The organism is Ursidibacter sp. B-7004-1, assembly GCF_053654055.1.
In genome coordinates this window covers 1-21,678 of record NZ_JBSIUP010000024.1, presented here as the reverse complement: position 1 = coordinate 21,678, position 21,678 = coordinate 1, and the positions used below count along the sequence as shown (strand labels likewise).

General features: G+C 38.0%; 21 protein-coding genes. 18 read left to right on the top strand and 3 right to left on the bottom strand.

Annotated elements, in window-relative coordinates:
- The first annotated feature begins 135 nt into the window (after positions 1-135).
- From purD to grxD, 3 genes are all read left to right on the top strand, one after another.
- Positions 136-1,422 carry a phosphoribosylamine--glycine ligase gene (purD, locus tag ACWIW0_RS08675; protein ID WP_454452994.1) on the top strand — a complete coding sequence of 429 codons (1,287 nt, stop codon included), beginning with the start codon at positions 136-138 and terminating at the stop codon, positions 1,420-1,422.
- A 279-nt stretch (positions 1,423-1,701) separates the two neighbouring features.
- Positions 1,702-3,372 carry an energy-dependent translational throttle protein EttA gene (ettA, locus tag ACWIW0_RS08670; RefSeq protein ID WP_454446690.1) on the top strand — a complete coding sequence of 557 codons (1,671 nt, stop codon included), beginning with the start codon at positions 1,702-1,704 and terminating at the stop codon, positions 3,370-3,372.
- Between the two features lie 91 nt (positions 3,373-3,463).
- A complete protein-coding gene (gene grxD, locus ACWIW0_RS08665; RefSeq protein ID WP_135673022.1) occupies positions 3,464-3,790 on the top strand; it encodes a Grx4 family monothiol glutaredoxin in 327 nt (108 codons plus the stop codon).
- Positions 3,791-3,859: 69 nt separating this feature from the next.
- Here grxD and pdxR read toward each other — a convergent pair whose 3' ends face one another.
- Positions 3,860-5,257, bottom strand: coding sequence for a MocR-like pyridoxine biosynthesis transcription factor PdxR (gene pdxR / locus ACWIW0_RS08660; RefSeq protein ID WP_454453006.1), 1,398 nt, complete (start codon positions 5,255-5,257; stop codon positions 3,860-3,862).
- A 94-nt stretch (positions 5,258-5,351) separates the two neighbouring features.
- Between pdxR and pdxS the strand changes: the two genes are divergently transcribed.
- Together pdxS and pdxT are read left to right on the top strand one after the other, a co-directional pair.
- Positions 5,352-6,239, top strand: a complete 888-nt coding sequence (pdxS, locus tag ACWIW0_RS08655; RefSeq protein ID WP_454452993.1) for a pyridoxal 5'-phosphate synthase lyase subunit PdxS — start codon at positions 5,352-5,354, stop codon at positions 6,237-6,239.
- A gap of 3 nt (positions 6,240-6,242) precedes the next feature.
- A complete protein-coding gene (gene pdxT, locus ACWIW0_RS08650; RefSeq protein WP_454452992.1) occupies positions 6,243-6,830 on the top strand; it encodes a pyridoxal 5'-phosphate synthase glutaminase subunit PdxT in 588 nt (195 codons plus the stop codon).
- 87 nt (positions 6,831-6,917) lie between these two features.
- On the opposite strand, the gene ACWIW0_RS08645 is transcribed toward pdxT, so the two are convergent.
- Positions 6,918-7,556 carry a tellurite resistance TerB family protein gene (locus ACWIW0_RS08645; protein ID WP_454452991.1) on the bottom strand — a complete coding sequence of 213 codons (639 nt, stop codon included), beginning with the start codon at positions 7,554-7,556 and terminating at the stop codon, positions 6,918-6,920.
- 235 nt (positions 7,557-7,791) lie between these two features.
- Here ACWIW0_RS08645 and agaR point away from each other — a divergent pair, with 235 nt between their 5' ends.
- The 5 genes from agaR (at position 7,792) to ACWIW0_RS08620 (ending at position 11,997) form a co-directional block, all read left to right on the top strand.
- Complete coding sequence (gene agaR / locus ACWIW0_RS08640) at positions 7,792-8,553, top strand: transcriptional repressor AgaR (RefSeq protein ID WP_454452990.1); 762 nt, start codon at positions 7,792-7,794, stop codon at positions 8,551-8,553.
- A 111-nt stretch (positions 8,554-8,664) separates the two neighbouring features.
- Positions 8,665-9,804, top strand: coding sequence for an SIS domain-containing protein (locus ACWIW0_RS08635; protein ID WP_454452989.1), 1,140 nt, complete (start codon positions 8,665-8,667; stop codon positions 9,802-9,804).
- Positions 9,805-9,814: 10 nt separating this feature from the next.
- Positions 9,815-10,288, top strand: coding sequence for a PTS system mannose/fructose/N-acetylgalactosamine-transporter subunit IIB (locus tag ACWIW0_RS08630; protein WP_157394112.1), 474 nt, complete (start codon positions 9,815-9,817; stop codon positions 10,286-10,288).
- Positions 10,289-10,301: 13 nt separating this feature from the next.
- Complete coding sequence (locus tag ACWIW0_RS08625) at positions 10,302-11,174, top strand: PTS mannose/fructose/sorbose/N-acetylgalactosamine transporter subunit IIC (protein ID WP_157394111.1); 873 nt, start codon at positions 10,302-10,304, stop codon at positions 11,172-11,174.
- Entirely contained in the window at positions 11,161-11,997 is an 837-nt protein-coding gene (locus ACWIW0_RS08620; protein ID WP_157394110.1) for a PTS system mannose/fructose/sorbose family transporter subunit IID, read from the top strand. Before ACWIW0_RS08625 ends, ACWIW0_RS08620 begins: the two co-directional genes overlap by 14 nt.
- A gap of 90 nt (positions 11,998-12,087) precedes the next feature.
- On the opposite strand, the gene ACWIW0_RS08615 is transcribed toward ACWIW0_RS08620, so the two are convergent.
- Positions 12,088-12,420 carry a DMT family transporter gene (locus tag ACWIW0_RS08615; RefSeq protein WP_454452988.1) on the bottom strand — a complete coding sequence of 111 codons (333 nt, stop codon included), beginning with the start codon at positions 12,418-12,420 and terminating at the stop codon, positions 12,088-12,090.
- A gap of 200 nt (positions 12,421-12,620) precedes the next feature.
- Between ACWIW0_RS08615 and ACWIW0_RS08610 the strand changes: the two genes are divergently transcribed.
- The 8 genes from ACWIW0_RS08610 (at position 12,621) to purA (ending at position 21,673) form a co-directional block, all read left to right on the top strand.
- On the top strand, positions 12,621-13,292 hold the full coding sequence (locus tag ACWIW0_RS08610; protein ID WP_454452987.1) for an HAD family hydrolase: 672 nt from the start codon (positions 12,621-12,623) through the stop codon (positions 13,290-13,292).
- Between the two features lie 9 nt (positions 13,293-13,301).
- Entirely contained in the window at positions 13,302-15,095 is a 1,794-nt protein-coding gene (locus ACWIW0_RS08605) for a glycoside hydrolase family 35 protein (protein WP_454452986.1), read from the top strand.
- Between the two features lie 321 nt (positions 15,096-15,416).
- A complete protein-coding gene (locus ACWIW0_RS08600; RefSeq protein WP_454447370.1) occupies positions 15,417-15,803 on the top strand; it encodes a PTS sugar transporter subunit IIA in 387 nt (128 codons plus the stop codon).
- 13 nt (positions 15,804-15,816) lie between these two features.
- On the top strand, positions 15,817-16,761 hold the full coding sequence (lacD, locus tag ACWIW0_RS08595; RefSeq protein ID WP_454452985.1) for a tagatose-bisphosphate aldolase: 945 nt from the start codon (positions 15,817-15,819) through the stop codon (positions 16,759-16,761).
- Between the two features lie 185 nt (positions 16,762-16,946).
- Positions 16,947-18,023 (top strand): MBL fold metallo-hydrolase, encoded by a 1,077-nt coding sequence (locus ACWIW0_RS08590; RefSeq protein ID WP_454452984.1) that lies wholly within the window; start codon positions 16,947-16,949, stop codon positions 18,021-18,023.
- 112 nt (positions 18,024-18,135) lie between these two features.
- Positions 18,136-19,353 carry an FtsH protease activity modulator HflK gene (hflK, locus tag ACWIW0_RS08585; RefSeq protein WP_454452983.1) on the top strand — a complete coding sequence of 406 codons (1,218 nt, stop codon included), beginning with the start codon at positions 18,136-18,138 and terminating at the stop codon, positions 19,351-19,353.
- A gap of 2 nt (positions 19,354-19,355) precedes the next feature.
- The gene (gene hflC / locus ACWIW0_RS08580) at positions 19,356-20,243 is read left to right on the top strand and encodes a protease modulator HflC (RefSeq protein WP_454453005.1); all 888 of its coding nucleotides are present in this window, start codon (positions 19,356-19,358) and stop codon (positions 20,241-20,243) included.
- Between the two features lie 131 nt (positions 20,244-20,374).
- Positions 20,375-21,673, top strand: a complete 1,299-nt coding sequence (purA, locus tag ACWIW0_RS08575) for an adenylosuccinate synthase (protein ID WP_454447374.1) — start codon at positions 20,375-20,377, stop codon at positions 21,671-21,673.
- Positions 21,674-21,678 lie beyond the last annotated feature (5 nt).

The window sequence follows — 21,678 nt, the reverse complement described above, 5'->3', positions numbered from 1 at the left end:
TCTTACCGCTTGTTTCTGATTATTCCCTTTTAGAATACACTAAAATTCGGTAAACTACGCAATCGTTTGCTTATAGTGTATTAACTTATAAAAGCGGTCAGATTTTCTATCTTTTTTACAAATTTAAGGATAACTATGAATATTTTAATTATCGGTAATGGTGGGCGTGAGCACGCATTAGCTTGGAAAGTTCGTCAATCTCCTTTAGCTACTAAAGTATTTGTTGCACCAGGAAACGCAGGTACAGCATTAGAGCAAGGTATTGAAAATGTTGCAATTTCAGCGACTGATGTTACCGCTTTAGTTGAATTTGCTAAACAAAATGAGGTGGGCTTAACGATTGTGGGCCCTGAAGCACCATTGGTTATCGGTGTGGTTGATGCTTTCCGTCAAGCTGGGTTAAAAATCTTTGGACCAACCCAAGCAGCTGCACAGCTTGAAGGCTCAAAAGCATTTACAAAAGATTTCTTAGCTCGCCATCAAATTCCAACAGCAGAATATCAAAACTTCACTGAAGTTGAGCCTGCTTTAGCATATCTGCGTGAAAAAGGTGCACCTATCGTTATTAAAGCAGATGGTTTGGCTGCTGGTAAAGGGGTAATTGTGGCGATGAGTCTTGCAGAAGCAGAAGAGGCAGTGAAAGATATGCTCTCAGGCAATGCTTTTGGTGATGCAGGAAGCCGAGTTGTGATTGAAGAGTTTTTAGATGGTGAAGAAGCTAGCTTTATCGTAATGGTTGATGGTAAAAATGTTGAACCAATGGCAACTAGCCAAGACCATAAACGTGTTGGTGAAGGGGATAAAGGCTTAAATACAGGTGGAATGGGGGCTTATTCTCCTGCTCCAGTGGTAACAGCCGAAATTCATCAGCGTGTAATGGACGAAGTTATTTACCCGACTGTACGTGGAATGGCGGCTGAAAATAATCCTTATACTGGATTTTTATATGCAGGCTTGATGATTATGCCAAATGGTCAGCCAAAAGTAATCGAATTTAACTGCCGTTTTGGTGATCCTGAAACACAACCAATTATGATGCGTTTAGAATCAGATTTAGTAGAGCTCTGCTTAAAAGCATGTGATGGTAAATTAGATGAAGTGCAGTCTAAATGGTGTGAACAAGCTGCTTTAGGGATTGTGTTAGCAGCTGAAGGCTATCCAGCAGATTATCGTAAAGGTGATGAAATTATAGGTATTCCGACTGAAGCTATTGCAGGACAAAAAGTCTTTTTAGCCGGTGTTGAACAAAAAGAGGGTAAATTATTAACTAATGGCGGACGTGTACTTTGTGCAACCGCATTAGGTAATTCTGTCTTTGATGCTCAACAACAGGCGTTAAAATTAGCGGAACAGATCCAATGGCAAGGTCGTTTCTATCGTAGAGATATTGGTTACCGAGCGGTTGCGAGAGAGAAACAGTAAGTTTGATTCATTGTTTCTAAATCTCCCCTAGCCCCTCTTTACTAAAGAGGGGGATTTTAGGCTAATATAATTAGCTCTAGATAAAGGTATTTGACGTAGGGTGGGCTTTAGCCCACCATTTTGTAACTGATTGATTTTAAATATGGTGGGTTAAAACCCACCCTACCCCAAAAAGATTTTCTGAAAGATAGATTTTATCTTAAGAAAGATTTCAGATTCCCACCTAGCCCAATTTCAAGTAGAATAGCCGTCAATTTTTATCAATAAGGAATGAATATAATGTCCACACAATTTGTTTATACGATGCATCGTGTTGGTAAGGTTGTTCCACCAAAACGACACATTCTTAAAGACATCTCATTAAGTTTCTTCCCAGGTGCTAAAATCGGGGTACTTGGCTTAAATGGTGCGGGTAAATCAACACTTTTACGCATTATGGCTGGTATCGACAAAGAGATCGAAGGTGAAGCTCGCCCACAACCAGGGATTAAAATTGGCTATCTTCCACAAGAGCCAAAACTTGAACCACAACAAACTGTGCGTGAAGCTATTGAAGAAGCGGTTGGCGAAGTTAAAAAAGCACTTACCCGTTTAGATGAAGTGTATGCACTTTATGCTGATCCCGATGCTGATTTTGATAAACTCGCAGCGGAGCAAGCAGAGCTTGAAGCCATTATTCAAGCTCACGATGGGCATAATCTTGAAAACCAATTAGAGCGAGCAGCAGATGCGTTACGCTTACCTGATTGGGATGCAAAAATTGAGCATCTTTCGGGGGGAGAACGCCGTCGTGTAGCACTTTGCCGTTTATTACTTGAAAAACCAGATATGTTGTTATTAGACGAGCCAACCAACCACTTAGATGCAGAGTCAGTGGCTTGGTTAGAACGTTTCTTACACGATTATGAAGGCACAGTCGTTGCAATTACCCACGACCGTTACTTCTTAGATAATGTGGCAGGTTGGATCTTAGAACTTGACCGCGGAGAAGGTATTCCTTGGGAAGGAAATTACTCATCTTGGTTAGAGCAAAAAGAGAAACGTTTAGCACAAGAGCAAGCTGCAGAATCGGCTCGTCAAAAATCTATCGAAAAAGAGCTTGAATGGGTACGTCAAAATCCAAAAGGTCGCCAAGCAAAAAGTAAAGCTCGTATGGCTCGTTTTGAAGAACTTAATAGTGGCGAATATCAAAAACGTAACGAAACCAATGAACTCTTTATTCCACCTGGCCCACGCTTAGGGGATAAAGTAATCGAAGTACAAAATCTAACAAAATCTTATGGTGAACGTACTTTAATTGATGATCTCTCATTCTCTATTCCAAAAGGCGCGATTGTAGGAATTATCGGGGCAAATGGTGCGGGTAAATCAACTTTATTCCGTATGCTATCAGGGCAAGAACAGCCTGATTCTGGCTCAATCGTCTTGGGTGAAACAGTAGTAATGGCATCTGTTGATCAGTTCCGTGATGCGATGGATAACAGCAAAACAGTTTGGGAAGAAGTATCTGGTGGGCAAGATATTATGCGAATTGGCAACTTTGAAATTCCTAGTCGTGCGTATGTTGGACGCTTTAACTTCAAAGGGGTAGATCAACAAAAACGTGTTGGTGAGCTGTCTGGTGGTGAACGTGGTCGTTTACATTTAGCAAAATTATTGCAAGTGGGCGGAAATGTCTTATTACTAGACGAACCGACCAATGATTTAGACGTTGAAACCTTGCGTGCATTAGAGAATGCAATTTTAGAATTCCCTGGCTGTGCATTGGTGATTTCGCACGACCGTTGGTTCTTAGACCGTATTGCCACCCATATTCTTGACTATGGTGATGAAGGTAAAGTAACCTTCTATGAAGGTAACTTCTCTGACTACGAAGAGTGGAAAAAGAAAACCTTTGGAGCAGATGCAGTACAGCCACATCGTATCAAATATAAACGTATTGCGAAGTAGTAGTAAGTTATATAGAGATGGTATAGTTGTACCATCTTTGAATAAGATAGGTATCAGGAGATACTTATAACACTTAATAATGAGGTAAATAATGGAAACTATCGAAAGAATCCAAAAACAAATTAGCGAAAACCCAATCTTACTTTATATGAAAGGTTCGCCAAAATTCCCATCTTGTGGTTTCTCTGCTCGTGCAGTTGAAGCGGTAATTAACTGCCAAGTTCCATTTGGTTATGTAGATATTTTAACTAACCCAGATATTCGTGCAGAATTACCAAAATACGCAAATTGGCCAACATTTCCACAATTATGGGTAGAAGGTGAGTTAATTGGCGGTTGCGATATCGTGCTTGAAATGTTCCAAAAAGGCGAATTACAAACCTTGTTAAAAGAAGTAGCGGAAAGACACCCAGCGTAATTTTAATAAATAATAGGCAAGTAGATAAAATAGTTTACTCTCTTGCCTAATTTTTTTATATTTCATCTATTATTTTGACACTAATATTGAAATTAACTTTTCAAACACCTCATTAAATTCTTGTTCATCAATATCCGCAAAGCCAATAGAAAAGAGTTGCCGATTAGGGTAATTAAGCGGGTAGATTTTGATATTATTTTGCAAACAAATTTCCACCAGTTCTACATTTGTATAGTGATTTCCCAATAATTCAATCAATAAATAAGCCCCCGAATGTTCTCCGTAGTAGCGGATTTTATGGGAATAAGGTTGTAGTAAACGGCAGAGCATTTCCATTTTTTTACGATAAATTTTTCGCATTCGTTGAATATGTTTTTCAAATTCACCCTGCTGAATAAATGTGGCTAATCGTTGCTGTTCAAAGCGAGAAACACCACAGTTAAAAAATCCACAATATTGTTGATAAAGAGAAAGCAGAGATTTTGGTAATACCATAAAACCAACTCGCAAAGAAGGCATCAGTAGTTTAGAGAATGACCCAAGATAAATAACCTTTTCATTAACATCAAGACTTTGTAATGCGGGGATAGGCTTACCTTTGTAGCGATACTCGCTGTCGTAGTCATCTTCAATAATATAACGTTGCGGCTGTTGGTTTGCCCATTCTAGTAATTGTTGTCGCTGTCCGATAGATAATACTTGTGAGAACGGGTAGAGGTTAGATGGAGTAAGGTAAGCAATATCTATTTGGCTTTCGGCTAATGTTGCTAGATCAAGCTGTCCGTCTGTAGTTAAGGGGAGATGTAGTACTTTTTTACCATAAGCAGTAAGCATTTTTTCAATAGTAATATAGCCATAGGATTCCATTGCATATTGGATTGGCTTTTCGCTGATTTGATTAAAAAGTAAAATTAGTTGTAGCACACAATTTTCTAATCCTGTACCGATCACAATTTGTTCAGGTTCACAATTTACCCCACGAGATGCGTATAAGTAGTGGGCTATTTCATTGCGTAAATTACGATCACCTTGTTTGTCGCCTAAGGCAATCATCTCATTTTGCCAAAATTTAAGGCTCTGTTTTCCTGCTTTTTGCCACTGACGTATCGGGAAATTTTTACTATCAATTAAATTAGGATTGAGATCGTAGTAAGTTTTGCGAGATTGAAAATATGCAGTTTGTTTTTGACGTGGTAGATCACAAGGAAAATCCAGCTCCGCTTGAAAGCTGACAAAAAAACCACTGCGAGCTTTGGCATTGATATAACCTTCCGCAAGTAATTGCTCGTAAGCATTCTCTACGGTGTTCTGGCTGATTTGTAGAAACTCACTTAAGTGGCGTTTAGAAGGTAATTTATCACCAAAGTGTAACTGTTGTTGATGAATTGCTAAACGGATTTGTTGATAAAGCTGTAAATAGAGCGGTGTTTTATCGGCTTTATCTAAACGGTAATTTATTTTTTTCATTCTGACACCATTAAAATCATCAAAACTGATACTTTTAATCATATCTGTGATTTCTCAAAATAGCGAGCAGTTTCACTAACAGAAGGAAAATACAATGGCAACAATTCTAGGTTCAGATGTAGTAAAACGTGGTATGGCACAAATGCAAAAAGGTGGCGTCATTATGGACGTTGTGAATGCCGAGCAAGCTCGTATTGCAGAAGCTGCGGGGGCAGTAGCAGTAATGGCATTAGAGCGTGTACCTTCAGATATTCGTGCAGCAGGTGGGGTGGCTCGTATGGCAAACCCTAAAATTGTGAAAGAAGTTATGGGGGCTGTTTCTATTCCTGTAATGGCAAAAGCGCGTATTGGACATATTACGGAAGCGCGTGTATTAGAGTCTATGGGGGTCGATTACATTGATGAGAGTGAAGTACTTACGCCTGCTGATGAAGAGTTCCACCTATTAAAAAGTGAGTTTAGAGTGCCTTTTGTATGTGGCTGTCGTGATCTTGGTGAAGCACTTCGCCGAATTGGAGAAGGAGCATCAATGCTGAGAACAAAAGGCGAGCCAGGAACAGGAAATATTGTAGAGGCTGTTCGTCATATGCGTAAGGTTAATGCACAGGTGCGTAAAGTTGTGGCAATGAGCCACGATGAGCTAATGACAGAAGCGAAAAACTTAGGTGCTCCTTTTGAATTATTACTGCAAATTAAAACCTTAGGTAAATTACCTGTGGTGAATTTTGCCGCTGGCGGAGTGGCAACACCAGCTGATGCTGCTTTGATGATGGAGCTTGGGGCTGATGGTGTATTTGTGGGTTCAGGGATTTTTAAAGCAGAAAATCCAGAGAAATTTGCTCGAGCGATTGTTCAGGCTACCACACATTATCAAGACTACGATTTAATTGCTCTCCTTTCAGAAGATTTAGGTGAGCCAATGAAAGGGTTGGAAATTTCTCGTCTTTCAGCCGCTGAAAGAATGCAAGATCGTGGTTGGTAGTCTATGAAAGATTATAGCCATTTAACTATTGGAGTACTTGCACTGCAAGGTGCAGTCAGTGAACATTACCAACAGATTGAGCAATTAGGTGCAACAGCAAAAATTGTAAAAAATCCAAGTGATCTCACCGCTCTTGATGGTTTAGTTCTACCTGGTGGAGAAAGTACCGCCATTGGTAAGCTAATGCGTACGGTGGGTTTATTGGAAGCGATACAACAGTTTGCTCAACAAGGGAAAGGAGTGTTTGGTACTTGTGCTGGAATGATTTTATTGGCTAAACAAATTAAAGGGGGAGAGCCTGCTCATCTCGGTATAATGGATATTTGTGTGCAACGTAATGCGTTTGGGCGGCAGATAGACAGCTTTCAAACTGATTTGGCGGTAAAAGGCTTAGAAAAGCCATTCCCAGCAGTATTTATTCGAGCACCTTACATCTCAACTATCGAAAATAGCAAAGTAGAAGTTCTCGCAGAGTTTGACGGGAATGTAGTATTGGCAAAACAAGGTAGGGTACTGGCTTGCTCTTTCCACCCAGAATTAACCAATGATGCCAGAATAATGCAATATTTTTTAGAGATGATTTTATCTTAAGAGTTATTCATAGTAGAGCCATTCTAGGAAGGCATAAAGCAAAATGGCAAGGAATTAACCTTGCCATTTTTTTTGCAAAAAATATGATTAAAAGCCCGCTTGTTTTTCAAGTTGTTCAACTAAAGCGTCATCAAGATTTAATTCCGTAGCGAGTTGTGATAAGAACACTATTTCTTTACGAGAAAGATCTTTACACACAACACGAGCGGCTAAATAAACTTGGCTTGCAAGAGCCACATCATTCCCTACAATGCGTGCGATTTCAGTTACACTGATTGGGTTAGCAATTTCTTGTGATAGCCACTGTTGTAATTCAGGATCGCTACTTCCCTCTTGCTCAATAAGTGCTCTTTCTTCGGCATCTAACACACCGTCAGAAAGTGCAGCAGCGATCATTGTGCGTAAAATCACATTACTACGTTCTTCTTCGCTATGAGCTGTTGAAGTAAATACGGTTTCAGAGACTTGTTGTTGAGCATTTGCCTGATCTTTTTGATAATTTTGATAGGCTTGGTAAGCAATACTTCCTAATGCAGCGAGTGAGCCAAGTTTTGTTAGACTTGCTCCACCATTTCTACCTAATACCATTGATAAAATACCTGCTAAAGCAGCACCACCACCGATTTTAGTGATTGTATCTGCGGTATTTTCACTTGGTTTATTGATTTTTCCAGCCGATTGTTTAACTGTGCCTAATACAGTATTTAAAATTTGATTAAAATTCATTTTCTTTCCTTAATGTTGATAAAATGGAATAAATACAAAGAAAGACTAGCTTATCATAGAAATTTTGCCTAATCACTATGATGATAAAACGTAAAGAAATATTTTGTATTTTGTAAATTTATGTGATCTTTATCTCATTTTCGAATGCTTTTGATTGTTTTTGTTATTTGTTGTTTTATTATTCATCTCGAAAGCAATCGTAGTTTGTGGTGATTGTTTGAATTTAGGAGAGAAAATGAAAAGTAGCGTTGAAAGACGTTCTGATATTTTAGAATTGCTTAAGCAGACGAATAGTCAGCGAGTTGAGGCTTTAGCTCAGTATTTCAAGGTGTCTTCGGTGACGATTAGAACTGATCTAAATGCTTTGGAACAACAAGGGTTTATAACTCGTTCACACGGTTTTGCAGTATTAAATTCTAGATTGATTGCAGAGCTTTCAATTGCAGACAAGCGAAATCATTATCCTGAAGTTAAGCAAAATATAGGCAAAATAGCTGCGTCATTATTACAGAATGGTGATAAAGTTATTCTAGATTCTGGAACAACAACGAAAGCAATCGTAAGTTATTTAAATGATTTAAACTTGACAGTTTTGACAAATGGTTTAGATGTTGCGATGGAATTAGTTGCTTGTCCGAATGTAGAAGTCAGAATGACGGGAGGGATTTTGCGTAAAAATGCGATGTCTTTTTCAGGCATAATGGCAGACAACAATTTACGTCAATATCGCTTTGATAAAGTTTTCTTGGGCGTTGATGGTTTTGATTTGCAAAAAGGCATTACAACTTTTAATGAGCAAGAGGCACATCTAAATCGTTTGATGTGCGAAGCAGCAAATCAAGTTATTGTGGTAACGGATTCAAGTAAATTTGGGCAATATAGTGATTTTGTTATTTGCCCTGTCAATCAAATTGATGTGTTAGTTACAGATGATCAGCTACCGAAAAACTATCAGCATTATCTAGAAAATTCAGGTGTAAAAGTGTTGATTGCTTAATTCATTTTCTCTTAACAAAGTATTTATTTATCGTCGATTAGATTTGAAATAAAACATTTCGCTACTTTCAAGTTTCAAATTTAGACGACAATATTTTGTGAGGGAAGTGGAATGATTCTAAATATTTCAAACCAAACCTTAGAAAATCAAAAGGCTTTTTGGACAGCAAAAGAAATTGCACAACAGCCACAAACGTGGCGAGAAACCACAGAAATTGTTGCAAATTCATCTATTCATACTTTTATTGCTCCACTCGTAGAGAGAGCTAAAAAAGGCGAGTTACGTATTATTTTTACTGGGGCGGGGACATCGGCGTTTATCGGTGAAGTGATTGCCCCAGTTTTAAGCGAGCAATTAGGCTGTGTAGTAGAAGCCATTGCTAGTACAGATTTAGTTTCTAGTCCTTATCAATATTTATTTGAAGATAAACCTACCTTATTAGTTTCTTTTGCCCGTTCAGGAAATAGCCCTGAAAGTATAGGAGCTGTTGATCGTGTTAATGATATTGTGAAAGAGGCTTACCATTTAGCGATAACAAATAATGTGAAAGGGGCATTATTTGTAAAATGTTCACAAAATCCTACCGCTTGTTACCCTCTAGCCTTACCTGATTCTACTCACGATCAAGGATTTGCAATGACATCAAGTGCTAGCAATATGATGTTAGCTGCATTGTTAGCTTTCGCCCCACAAAAATTTAATTCACAGTGGGTAGAGCAATTTTCACAAGTGACAGAAAAATTATTAACAGAAGATGCTTTAACAGTTCAAACTCTAGCTCATTTACCTGTAAAACGAGTGGTTTATTTAGGTAGCGGTGGTTTTCAAGGGTTGGCTCGAGAAACCGCATTGAAATTATTAGAATTAACTGCAGGAGAGCGTTTAGGCTTTTTTGAATCAACAATGGGATTTCGTCACGGGCCGAAATCATTAGTACAAAATGAAACACTTATTTTTGTATTCCTTTCCCAACACGCTTATACCGAAAAATATGATCGAGATCTTTATAACGAACTAATTCGAGATAAAAAAGCGAGAGAAGTGATATTACTTGGTGACGCAAGCGGGCAGTTCCACGCAGAAATTTACCAATTAGATGATGCAGCTCGTATTTTCCCATTTTTAGTTGTAGGTCAATTATATTCATTTTATAGCTCACTTCATTTGGGCTATACCACCGATAACCCTTGTCCAACTGGGGAAGTAAATCGAGTGGTACAAGGTGTAACGCTTTATTCATACAATAACTAAGGAGACCAATATGGCAATTTTAAACGTACGAATTGATGGTCGTTTAATTCACGGTCAAGTGGCTAATTTGTGGACATCTTATCTCGATATTACTCGCATTATGGTCGTTGATGATGTTGCTGCAAATAATGATATTGATAAAGCAGGACTACGTTTAGCTTGTCCAGCAGGTGTCAATTTAAGTGTACTTACCGTTGAGAAAGCAGCAACAAACATTAACGATGGACGTTATGATTCACAACGTGTGTTGTTGGTGACTCGTAACCCACAAACATTATTAAGACTAGTGGAACAAGGTGTTGCATTAACGGAAATTAACGCTGGCAATATGCCAAAAACGGATCTAACGCGTGCAATCAGAAAAACGGTACACGTTACCGACGATGATGTGGATGTGTTTAGAAAACTTTCTGCAAAAGGTATCAATTTAACCGCACAATTAGTACCTAATGAAGAGAAAGTCGATTTAATGAAACTTTTATAGAGGAGTAAAGATTATGATCGAATGGTGGCAAATACTTTTGATAACGCTCTATGCGTTCTATCAAATTTTAGATGAAATTACTATCGTATCAAGTGCTGGTTCCCCTGTGTTTGCAGGTTTTATCACAGGGTTAATTATGGGTGATCTAACAACAGGGTTACTCATTGGTGGCTCAATGCAACTTACCGTTCTCGGTGTAGGAACTTTCGGCGGTGCATCACGCATTGATGCAAACTCAGGGACTGTTATTGCAACAGCGTTCTCTGTGGCTGTTGGAATGGATCCGCAACTTGCATTAACATCATTAGCAGTACCAATTGCAGCGTTAATGGTTTATACCGATATTTTAGCAAGAATGTCTAACGTGTTCTTCGCTCACCGTATTGATAAAAATATCCAAGACCACGCTTATAACGCAATTACAGTGAACTATCTCTGTGGAGCAATTGCTTGGGGGCTTTCTCGTGCATTACCGATCTTCCTTGCTCTAGTCTTTGGTGGTCCATTTGTGGCAAGTTTAGCTGAAGCAATGCAACACGGGGTATTAAAAGTTATTGCAGATGGTTTAACTCTTGCAGGTGGTGTATTACCAGCATTAGGTTTTGCAATCTTACTTCGTTACTTACCAACAAAACGTCATATTGCTTACTTAATCCTTGCATTCGCACTCACCTCTATCTTTATTACCCTATTCGGTAATATTTCAGCAGTAGGTGCAGCAACAAATGTAAGTAATTCAATCAATAGCGTGCCTATGTTAGCAATGGCTGCAATCGGATTCGCATTCGCTTATATGGTTTACCAACGTAGCGTAGAGGGTGGATCTGCCCCAGTTGCGAAAAACACAACTTCTGCAAAAGGAGAAATTGAAGATGACGAACTCTAATCAACAAGTTGGAAATCCAAAAGGCTATAAACTTACTGATGCAGATTTCCGCCAAATCAATATCCGTAACTTATTCTTTAACCAAGTCGGTTGGAACTATGAGCGTATGCAAGGTTCTGGTTATCTTTGGATTATGTTGCCACAACTACGCAAAATGTATGGCGATAATACACCTGAATTACAAAAAATGATGGTGATGCATAACCAATTCTTTAATACCAGTCCATTCTTTAACACAATTGTAAAAGGGATCGACCTTGCTCTTGAAGAAAAACAAGGGGTTAAATCACTAGAAGCAGTCGCAGGGATTAAATCAGGTTTAATGGGACCATTCGCCGCTATTGGTGATGCGATTTTCGGCTCTCTCGTTCCTGCAATTATGGGTGCGATTGCCGCAACAATGGCAGTAGGTGGTAATCCATTAGGGGTTGGTTTATGGGTTGCTGTTGCAATCGCTACGATGGTATTCCGTTGGGTGCAACTCAAAATAGCTTATCGTGAAGGGGTTAATCTTGTAACTAATTTAGGACATAAACTCAACGCCTTAACCAATGCTGCAACAGTACTTGGGGTGTTTGTTGTCGGGGTGATGTGTGCCACGATGGTAAATGTGAAAGTACCTTATGTGGCAACCATTGGTGAAAAAGTCGTATCAGCACAAGCAAACTTAGATCTCATTCTTCCACGCTTAGTGCCTGCTTTAGTCGTGTTCTTTATCTACTGGTTACTTGGAAGACCAAAAATGAACTCGAATAAAGCGATTATGATCATTATCGCACTCTGTATCTTGCTCTCTTGGGCTGGATTATTAGCGAAAGGTTAATCATAAAAAATGTAAGGACGTACTAAGTGCGTCCTTATAAAAATTATAGAGAGTTAAACCTACTATCGGATAGTTGATTTAATTTGGCAATCAATGTCCTGTACTTTTTGAAAACAAATTAATAACCAAAACACCTGCAATAATCATTGCCATACCAATAAATCCTGCTAAATCAGGTTTTTGACCGAAAGCGACATAGGCAATAACAGCAGTAAGTACAATGCCAGTACCAGACCAAATAGCATAGACCAAGCCGACAGGTAAGGTTTTAAAAACAATAGAAACTAAATAGAACGCAATTAAAAATGCGCTTAAAGCAAGAATTGTAGGTAATGGCTTAGTGAAACCCTCACTATATTTTAAAGCGGTAGTACCACAGATTTCAGCACAAATAGAAATAAATAATAAAACCCAAGCATTCATATAAAAAATTACCTTAATCATTGAAAAAGCGTAGCTATTTTAAAGAGAAATAACTTATTTGGTAGTCTTGAAAAATAAAAAAATCTGTGCGTATTAAACCAAGTAATATGAAATTAATTGTTATAAAACAAATGGTTATGTTTTTTATACTCTAAAGTAAGTATAAGTTTTCTAGGTTAATAATTACCAAGGTATTTGCAATGTTGAAACTCATTATTTTTGATATGGACGGCGTTATTATTGACTCGGAATATATGGGATTTGGTTTATTACAACGCTTTGTAAATGAATTGAAAACTTTTGATGAGCCAATTAGCCTGCAACAATTTTCATCTGTTGTTGGACGTTCTTATCAAGATCTTTTTTTAGCTATTAAACAGCTCAGTCAATCACCGCTTTCAGTAGAAGAAATTGGAGAGAGTTTGCTAAATTATGATAAAGGCTATTGGGAAAATTTAGATTATTTAGCCATTTTTCGTCAAGACATTCGCCATATTATCCATTTTGCTAAAGCCAATAATATTAAACTTGCAGTTGCATCATCAGCAGATCGTAAACATATTGAACGAATACTTACCCTTACTCAAATTAGAGAACATTTTGATTTTATTATGAGTGGTAAAGAATTAGTGAAAAGTAAGCCTGATCCTACAATTTATCAAAAAGTCTTGGCTCATTTTAATCTAAATTCGGATCAAGTCATTGCGATTGAAGACTCTGAACACGGTATTGCATCGGCAAAAGGGGCTGGATTAAAAGTAATAGCCTATGAAGAAACTCGGATTTTAATCGATCAATCCAAAGCTGATTTTAAAGGCAAAGATATGAATGCGATTTTAACTATTTTGCAGTCATTACATTTCGCAAATTAGGAGCAAGAAATGACTACATTTGAAATTGGAAACAAAGATTTTTTACTTAACGGCAAGCCATTCAAAATTATTTCTGGGGCAGTTCACTATTTCCGCATTGTGCCAGAGTACTGGTATAAAACCTTATACAACCTAAAAGCAATGGGGTGTAATACCGTAGAAACTTATGTGGCGTGGAACGTCCATCAACCAAAGCCAAATGAATTTAACTTCAGTAAGCGGGCAGATTTGGTGAAATTTTTGCAAACGGCAAAAGAGTTAGGGCTTTATGTCATTTTACGCCCAACGCCTTATATCTGTGCGGAATGGGAGTTTGGCGGATTACCTGCTTGGTTATTGAACATTCCAAATATTCGCTTACGTCAAAACGATCCTCTATTTCTTGCCGAAGTTGAACGTTACTTTGCCAAATTATTGCCTTTAGTTGCACCTTATCAAACTACGCAAGGTGGCAATATTCTAATGATGCAAATTGAAAATGAGTACGGCTCTTTTGGCAATGATAAAAACTACTTACGAGCTATTCGAGATTTAATGCAAAAAAATGGTATAAATGTACCGCTTTTCACTTCTGATGGTGCTTGGCAAAATGCTTTAGAAGCTGGCGCATTGATTGAAGATGACATTTTGCCAACAGGTAATTTTGGCTCACGTTCTAACCAAAATTTAGATGAATTACAACGCTATTTTGATAATCACCATAAATCTTACCCATTGATGTGTATGGAATTTTGGGACGGGTGGTTTAACCGCTGGAAAGAGCCTGTAATAACACGAGATGCACAAGATTTAGTGAATTGCACGAAAGAGTTGTTAGATCGTGCTAGTATCAATTTCTATATGTTCCAAGGCGGTACGAATTTTGGCTTTTGGAATGGTTGTTCAGCTAGATTAGATACCGACTTACCACAAGTTACTAGCTATGATTATGATGCCCCCGTTAGAGAATGGGGTGAACCATCTGAAAAATACTATTTGCTACAAAAATTATTGGCAACTTATCCAGATGCCAGCCCAATTTCTGAGCCGATTTTACCTGAAATCACAGCTTATCCAACTTTAGTGCCGAATAAGTCTGTTTCTCTATTTAGTACCTTATCGACAATTAGCCAAAGAGTAGATAGCCCTTATACACAGACAATGGAAACATTAGGACATTATTATGGTTACTTGCTTTATCGGGCTAAACCAACGGCATATAGCGGTGAGATTAAGCTCAGAATTTACCAATGCCGAGATCGTGTACAAGTATTTAATGATCAACAAAAAGTCGCCACTCAATATCAACACGAAATTGGCAACGACATAATGCTACAAACCCCGAATGGAGCATTTCAATTAGATCTTTTAGTTGAAAATATGGGGCGTGTCAATTATGGCGGAAAGCTCCTCGCCCCAACACAACATAAAGGGATCGGAGCAGGTGCAGTTTTAGATCTTCATTTCCATACAGGGTGGGAGCAGTATTTGATTGATTTTGAACGTTATGATCAGATTGATTTCAACGGTTTTACAGATCCAAAAACACCGTCATTTTATCAATTTACTTTAATGATTGATGATGAACCGAAAGATACCTTTATTGATACGCAAGAATTAGGAAAAGGCATTGTTCTTATAAACGGCGAAAATATAGGACGATACTGGAATGAAGGCCCGACTTGTTATCTTTATATTCCTGCACCGCTATTAAAGCAAGGCAATAACGATATTATTATTTTTGAAACAGAAGGTGTAGAAATTACCCAACTTAAATTTAGCGATAAACCGATTTATAAAAAGTTGGATACGAAGAATTTGTAGAATAAATAATTAAATTCTGCCCCCGCTTGCGGGGGAAGTACCTGAGCAAAGCGAAGGGGTAGGGGGGAATGCGATTTAGAAATAATGAAACAGAGCAATTAATAACGTATAAAAAGCATCTTCGTAAAAATATGACACACGAAGAAGTTATTTTGTGGCAAGCCATTAGAAATGCACTAGAAGATATTTATTTGCATTTAAATAGATAATCAGCCCCCTACCCCCTTGCTTTGCAAGGGTACTTCCCCCGTAAACGGGGGCAGATAGTGTCTAAATAGAATAAATATAAATTAGATTTTACAAATACAATAAGGAGCAATTATGAGCTTAATTTTAATCAGCCACGGTGAATTTGCAGAAGGGTTATTAGAAACCGCTGAAATGATTTTAGGCGAAATTCCCCAAGCACAAACCGTTTGTTTATATCCTCACGAAGGGACTGAAGACTTTCAACAAAAATTTGAACAGGCTTTAGCAAAAGCAAGTGGTGATATTGTTGTGTTTTGCGACATTATGGGCGGTACACCTTGTAATGTGGCAATGCGTTATTTAAGTCAGCTTTCAGGATTATATAGCGGAATGAATCTACCGATGGTAATTAGTTATGTTAGCGAAGAAGGAACAGAAGGCTTAATCGAAAATGCCAAAGAGCAGATCTACGATGTCGCAGAACAATTAAAAAATTTAGCATCAGATGATGACGAGTAAAAGGAGAAAACAAATGAGCAAACAAGAATTACTAAAAAAATTAGCAACTAAAGATGGGATTATTGCGGCACTGGCTATTGATCAGCGTGGTGCTTTACGCAGAATGATGGGCGATGATATTACGCCACAGCAAGTGAGTGAATTTAAAACATTGATCTCACAAGAGCTGACTCCTTACGCCTCTTCTATTTTACTTGATCCTGAATTTGGTTGGGCTGCCGCAGAAAAACGTGATGAAAATTGTGGATTGATTATGGCGTATGAAAAAACAGGTTACGACAAAACTGTGGTTGGGCGTTTTCCTGATTTAATTGACGATGTTTCAGTGTATCGTTTAAAAGAAAAAGGAGCAGAAGCGGTTAAATTATTGATCTATTTTGATATTGATGAATCTAAAGAAATCAATGATCGCAAAGCTGCTTTTGTTGAGCGAGTTGCATCAGAATGTAATGCTGAACAGATCCCATTATTTCTTGAAATTTTAACTTATGATGGGTCGAATGAAGATTATGTGCATAATGCTAAGGCTAAACCCCGTAAAGTGATTGAAGCAATGAAATTTTTTGCCGATAAACGTTTTGGGGTTGATGTATTAAAAGTAGAAGTGCCAGTCAATATGGCGTATGTGGAGGGTTTTGCGGAAGGGGAAGTCCTTTATACTCAAGCTGAGGCAAAAACATTCTTTAAACAGCAAAGTGAAGCGACTTCATTACCTTTTATTTTCTTGAGTGCAGGTGTATCTGCAAAATTATTCCAAGATACACTCGTATTTGCTAAAGAAGCAGGTAGCCAATTTAATGGTGTATTATGTGGCAGAGCAACTTGGGCTGGTGGTGCAGACGCTTACAAAGCAGAAGGTGTTGATGCTGCTCGTCAATGGCTAAAAACACAAGGCAAACAAAATATCAGTGAATTACTTGCCGTATTAGAACAAACTGCAACACCCATTAAGTTATAGTTAAACCGCTATATTTTATTAAGTTAGGGGGCTTACTTCTTAGACTGATGTGATCTGCACCCCCTAACTTTTTTAATTCTCACTATTGTAAATTTTTTGTATAAACTGCCCGCTTATCTTGAAATCAATATACTTAATTAGCATATTGAGAATTCGTTTTAGTTTATATAGTCGGAAAAGCAATCTTGAAATTTACTAAAAAATATTTTGCATTATTTGCTCTTATTTTGGCTGGAGGGAGCTATTTTTATCCTGACAGCTATCCTATTTATGCAAAAAGTGATCATTATTCCGTAGATAATAAGCAATTTTTTAATCCAACCCCAGATAAAGATGTAGAAACAATTGAAGTTGCTAAAGCTCTTTGGCAGATGGTATTTAATACCAAAGAGCTTGTCCCACCTTCATTATTACCAATGAATAAACCTGATTTTCGAGTATTTTTATCAGAAAGTAATAATGCTAAATTTATTTGGTTTGGTCATAGTTCTTTATTAGCTAGGATCGCAAATCAAACAATTTTTATCGATCCTGTCTTTGCAGAATCAGTTTCACCTATCCCGATTATGATGAAAAGATTTCAAGCCCCCCCTGCAACATTGACAGAACTACCTGAAGTAGATTTCATTATTTATAGTCATAACCATTATGATCATTTAGATGAGAGTATCGTTCGTCATTACGCTTTGCAAAAAACTCGCTTTATCGTACCGCTTGGAATGAGTGTGTTATTGAAAAAATGGGGCGTGAGTGCCGAGCGTATTGAAGAATTAGATTGGTGGCAATCTACTCAAATAGGGGATTTAACTTTATCAGCTGTACCAGCTAAGCATAATACTGGGCGTAGTTTATTTGATCGTAATAAAACCTTATGGGCAGGTTATGTATTTAAAACTTCACAGGAGCAAATCTATTATTCAGGGGATTCAGCTTTCGGAGATGGGCAACATTTTCAGCAGATTACTGAACGCTTTGGCAGTTTTGATTTAGTATTTGTTGAAAATGGGCAGTATAACCCTGCTTGGATTGATAACCATATGTTGCCAGCTCAAACCGCTCAAGCGGTAACTATGCTAAATGCAAAACGTTTTATGCCAGTTCACTGGGGAGCTTATCCTCTTTCTACTCATATTTGGGACGAGCCAGTAAGACTTAGTATTCCACTTGTAGAACAAGCTGGAATTAAAACATTAACCCCAATAATGGGAGAAGTGTTTGATAAAAATACAGTAACATCACATTGGTGGTTAAATGTAAAATAATTGTATCTTTAACCTAGCCAAAGCTAGTCTAAATAGGTACAATTTAAGGCTTGCATTTGGCTATATTTTAGCAAAATGCAAATAAATAACAGATATTTCTTTGGAGAGAATTATGTCGTGGAATGAATCAGGCAACCAGCAAGATCCTTGGGGTAAACCAGGGCAAAAAAAGCCTGAACAAGAACAAGGTTCAGGTCAGCAACAGCCTGAGCATAAAAATAGACAATCAGAACAACAGCCACCTGATTTAGAAGAAGTTTTTAATAACTTACTGAAAAAAATGGGAGGCGGGAAAGGCAATGGCAGTTCAAATCTTACTCCTTCAGCACCGTTACCTGTGGGGAAATTGCTACCTTTAGGTTTAATTTTAGGGGCAATTGTATGGGGCGCATCAGGTTTTTATACCATTCAAGAAGCTGAGCGTGGTGTTGTTACTCGTTTCGGTAAGCTACATAACATTGTATTACCTGGTTTAAACTGGAAACCAACCTTTATTGATGAAGTTTTACCCGTCAATATTGAGCGTGTATTAGAGCTAAAAACGAATGGTTCAATGCTCACACAAGATGAAAATATGGTTTTAGTAGAAATGACGGTGCAATATCGTATTGAAGATCCTGCTAAATATAAATTTAATGTAACTAACCCTGATGATAGCTTGAAACAAGCAACGGATAGTGCGTTACGTTATGTTATTGGTCATATGACAATGGACGACATTTTAACTACAGGTCGAGCAGTAGTTCGTGAAAGAACGTGGAATGCGTTGCGTGATATTATTAAAACTTATGATATGGGTTTACTTGTAACGGACGTAAACTTCCAATATGCTCGCCCGCCTGAAGAAGTCAAAGCAGCATTTGATGATGCGATTAAAGCACAAGAAGATGAACAGCGTTTAATTCGTGAAGCGGAAGCCTATGCTCGCGGTCAAGAGCCTATTGCTCGTGGTCAAGCACAACGTATTTTAGAGCAAGCAAGTGCTTATAAAGAGCAAGTTGTCTTGAATGCTAAAGGGGAAGTAGAACGTTTTAGTCAATTATTACCTGAATATAAAATGGCTCCTGAAGTAATGCGTGAACGTTTATATATTCAAACAATGGAAAAGGTGATGAAAAATACACCTAAGTTGATGATGGACGGTTCACATAGTAATAATTTAACGGTTTTACCAATTGATAAACTAATGCAAAAACCAACTGCTCCTGATGCAACACAAACTATGGTTCGTCCGCAAGTTCAAGTGCCACAAATTGCACAACCTGTACAGCCAGTTCAATCAGTACCTGCTCAGCAAGAAGCAGAGCCAGTGCGTAAAGGGAGATTTTAATGATGCGTAGAATATTATTCCCCTTATTAGCGGTTATTTTATTTATTGTTTATCAAGCCGTAATTATTGTGCAAGAAGGTCAGCGTGGCATTATGTTACGTTTTAATAAGGTTCACCGTGATGCAGATAACAAAGTGGTTGTTTATGAACCGGGTTTACATTTTAAACTCCCTATTATTGATCAACTTAAAACATTGGATGCTCGTATCCAAACCCTTGATGGTCAAGAAGATCGTTTTGTTACCGTAGAGAAAAAGGATCTCTTAGTTGATTCTTATGTTAAATGGAAGATCAGTGACTTTGGTCAATTTTATACATCAACAGGTGGTGATTACCAAAAAGCATCAGATCTTTTACGTCGTAAGGTAAATGACCGTTTACGTTCAGAAATCGGTTCTCGTACGATTAAAGATATTGTATCGGGTTCTCGTGGTGAATTAATGGCTGGTGCTCAAAAAGCACTAAATGCGGGTGAAGATGGTGCAGAACGTTTAGGTATTGAGGTTGTTGATGTACGTGTTAAACAAATTAACCTGCCGAATGAAGTGTCATCATCTATTTACCAACGTATGCAAGCAGAGCGAGCAGCAGTCGCTCGTGAACATCGTTCTCAAGGTGAAGAAAAAGCAGAATTTATTCGTGCTGATGTGGATAAAAAGGTTATTTTAATTTTAGCCAATGCAAATAAAACAGCTGAAGAAATGAAAGGTCAAGGTGATGCGGAAGCTGCAAAAATTTATGCCGATGCGTTTAGCCAAGCCCCAGAGTTTTATAGCTTTATTCGTAGCTTAAAGGCTTATGAAGAGAGCTTTGCTGAAGGCAAAAATAATATGATGCTACTTAAACCGGATAGTGAATTTTTCCGTTTTATGAAAGCACCTACAAAATAATTGTATCTAAGACCCGAGTAATCGGGTCTTTTTATGTTTGATTTTTGAATAACAAGCGGTAGCTTTGTAGAATATTTTTACAAAATATCGTTTACTTGAATTTATAGAACTAACTCAAGAGGCAACTAATTATGGGCAAAAGTGTAGCAATCCTTGGCGCACAATGGGGCGATGAAGGAAAAGGCAAAATTGTTGATTTATTGACAGATCGTGTGAAGTATGTGGTGCGTTATCAAGGTGGTCATAATGCGGGGCATACCTTAATTATCAACGGTGAAAAAACGGTACTTCGTCTTATTCCATCTGGCATTTTACGCGATAATGTAACTTGTTTAATCGGTAATGGAGTTGTTCTTTCTCCTGCTGCATTGATGCAAGAAATGGGTGAGCTAGAGTCTCGCGGGATCAATGTGCGTGAACGTTTAAAAATTTCTGAGGCTTGCCCACTAATTTTGCCATATCACGTTGCAATGGATCACGCTCGTGAAGCTGCATTAGGTAAAAATAAAATTGGCACAACAGGTCGTGGTATCGGACCTGCTTATGAAGATAAAGTAGCTCGTCGTGGCTTGCGTGTGAGTGATTTATTTAATCGTGAAGTATTTGCAGAAAAATTAAAAAATATTCTTGAATATTATAACTTCCAGCTTGTTCATTACTACAAAGTTGAGCCAGTAGATTATCAAAAAACATTAGATGAAGTTTTCGCAGTGGCGGATATTTTAACAGGAATGGTTGCTGATATTACGACTTTATTACATAAAGCTCGTGCGAATGGTGATAATATTTTATTTGAAGGTGCTCAAGGAACAATGCTAGACATTGACCACGGGACTTATCCATTTGTAACAAGCTCAAATACCACAGCTGGTGGTGTGGCAACAGGTTCAGGTTTTGGCCCTCGTAATCTTGACTATGTATTAGGAATTATCAAAGCCTATTGTACTCGAGTTGGCTCTGGTCCATTCACAACAGAATTATTTGATGATGTTGGAGCAGAAATTGCTCGTAAAGGGAATGAATTTGGAGCAGTAACAGGTCGCCCACGTCGTTGTGGCTGGTTTGATGCGGTTGCTGTTCGCCGAGCGATTCAAATTAACTCAATTTCAGGATTCTGTATGACTAAATTAGACGTACTTGATGGTTTTGAAGAGTTAAAAATCTGTGTAGCCTACAAAATGCCAAATGGTGAAATTGTAGAATATGCCCCAATGGCAGCAGCAGACTGGGAAGGTGTTGAGCCAATTTATGAAACCCTACCAGGTTGGAGTGAAAATACTTTCCGAGTTACTAAACTAGAAGATCTTCCGCAAAATGCGATTAACTACATTAAACGTATTGAAGAAGTATTAGGTGTGCCAGTGGATATTCTTTCAACAGGGCCTGATCGTGTAGAAACAATGATTTTACGTGATCCATTTGCAGCATAATAATT

Excerpts from the sequence above, each read along its gene's own strand:
- ACWIW0_RS08635 (WP_454452989.1), top strand. The coding sequence starts at position 8,665 with ATGATTCTAAATATTTCAAACCAAACCTTAGAAAATCAAAAGGCTTTT.
- ACWIW0_RS08600 (WP_454447370.1), top strand. The coding sequence starts at position 15,417 with ATGAGCTTAATTTTAATCAGCCACGGTGAATTTGCAGAAGGGTTATTA.
- ACWIW0_RS08605 (WP_454452986.1), top strand. The coding sequence starts at position 13,302 with ATGACTACATTTGAAATTGGAAACAAAGATTTTTTACTTAACGGCAAG.
- agaR (WP_454452990.1), top strand. The coding sequence starts at position 7,792 with ATGAAAAGTAGCGTTGAAAGACGTTCTGATATTTTAGAATTGCTTAAG.
- hflK (WP_454452983.1), top strand. The coding sequence starts at position 18,136 with ATGTCGTGGAATGAATCAGGCAACCAGCAAGATCCTTGGGGTAAACCA.
- pdxR (WP_454453006.1), bottom strand. The coding sequence starts at position 5,257 with ATGAAAAAAATAAATTACCGTTTAGATAAAGCCGATAAAACACCGCTC.
- ACWIW0_RS08615 (WP_454452988.1), bottom strand. The coding sequence starts at position 12,420 with ATGAATGCTTGGGTTTTATTATTTATTTCTATTTGTGCTGAAATCTGT.
- lacD (WP_454452985.1), top strand. The coding sequence starts at position 15,817 with ATGAGCAAACAAGAATTACTAAAAAAATTAGCAACTAAAGATGGGATT.
- ACWIW0_RS08625 (WP_157394111.1), top strand. The coding sequence starts at position 10,302 with ATGATCGAATGGTGGCAAATACTTTTGATAACGCTCTATGCGTTCTAT.
- ACWIW0_RS08620 (WP_157394110.1), top strand. The coding sequence starts at position 11,161 with ATGACGAACTCTAATCAACAAGTTGGAAATCCAAAAGGCTATAAACTT.
- purA (WP_454447374.1), top strand. The coding sequence starts at position 20,375 with ATGGGCAAAAGTGTAGCAATCCTTGGCGCACAATGGGGCGATGAAGGA.
- ACWIW0_RS08645 (WP_454452991.1), bottom strand. The coding sequence starts at position 7,556 with ATGAATTTTAATCAAATTTTAAATACTGTATTAGGCACAGTTAAACAA.
- hflC (WP_454453005.1), top strand. The coding sequence starts at position 19,356 with ATGCGTAGAATATTATTCCCCTTATTAGCGGTTATTTTATTTATTGTT.
- ettA (WP_454446690.1), top strand. The coding sequence starts at position 1,702 with ATGTCCACACAATTTGTTTATACGATGCATCGTGTTGGTAAGGTTGTT.
- ACWIW0_RS08610 (WP_454452987.1), top strand. The coding sequence starts at position 12,621 with ATGTTGAAACTCATTATTTTTGATATGGACGGCGTTATTATTGACTCG.
- ACWIW0_RS08630 (WP_157394112.1), top strand. The coding sequence starts at position 9,815 with ATGGCAATTTTAAACGTACGAATTGATGGTCGTTTAATTCACGGTCAA.
- grxD (WP_135673022.1), top strand. The coding sequence starts at position 3,464 with ATGGAAACTATCGAAAGAATCCAAAAACAAATTAGCGAAAACCCAATC.
- pdxS (WP_454452993.1), top strand. The coding sequence starts at position 5,352 with ATGGCAACAATTCTAGGTTCAGATGTAGTAAAACGTGGTATGGCACAA.
- purD (WP_454452994.1), top strand. The coding sequence starts at position 136 with ATGAATATTTTAATTATCGGTAATGGTGGGCGTGAGCACGCATTAGCT.
- pdxT (WP_454452992.1), top strand. The coding sequence starts at position 6,243 with ATGAAAGATTATAGCCATTTAACTATTGGAGTACTTGCACTGCAAGGT.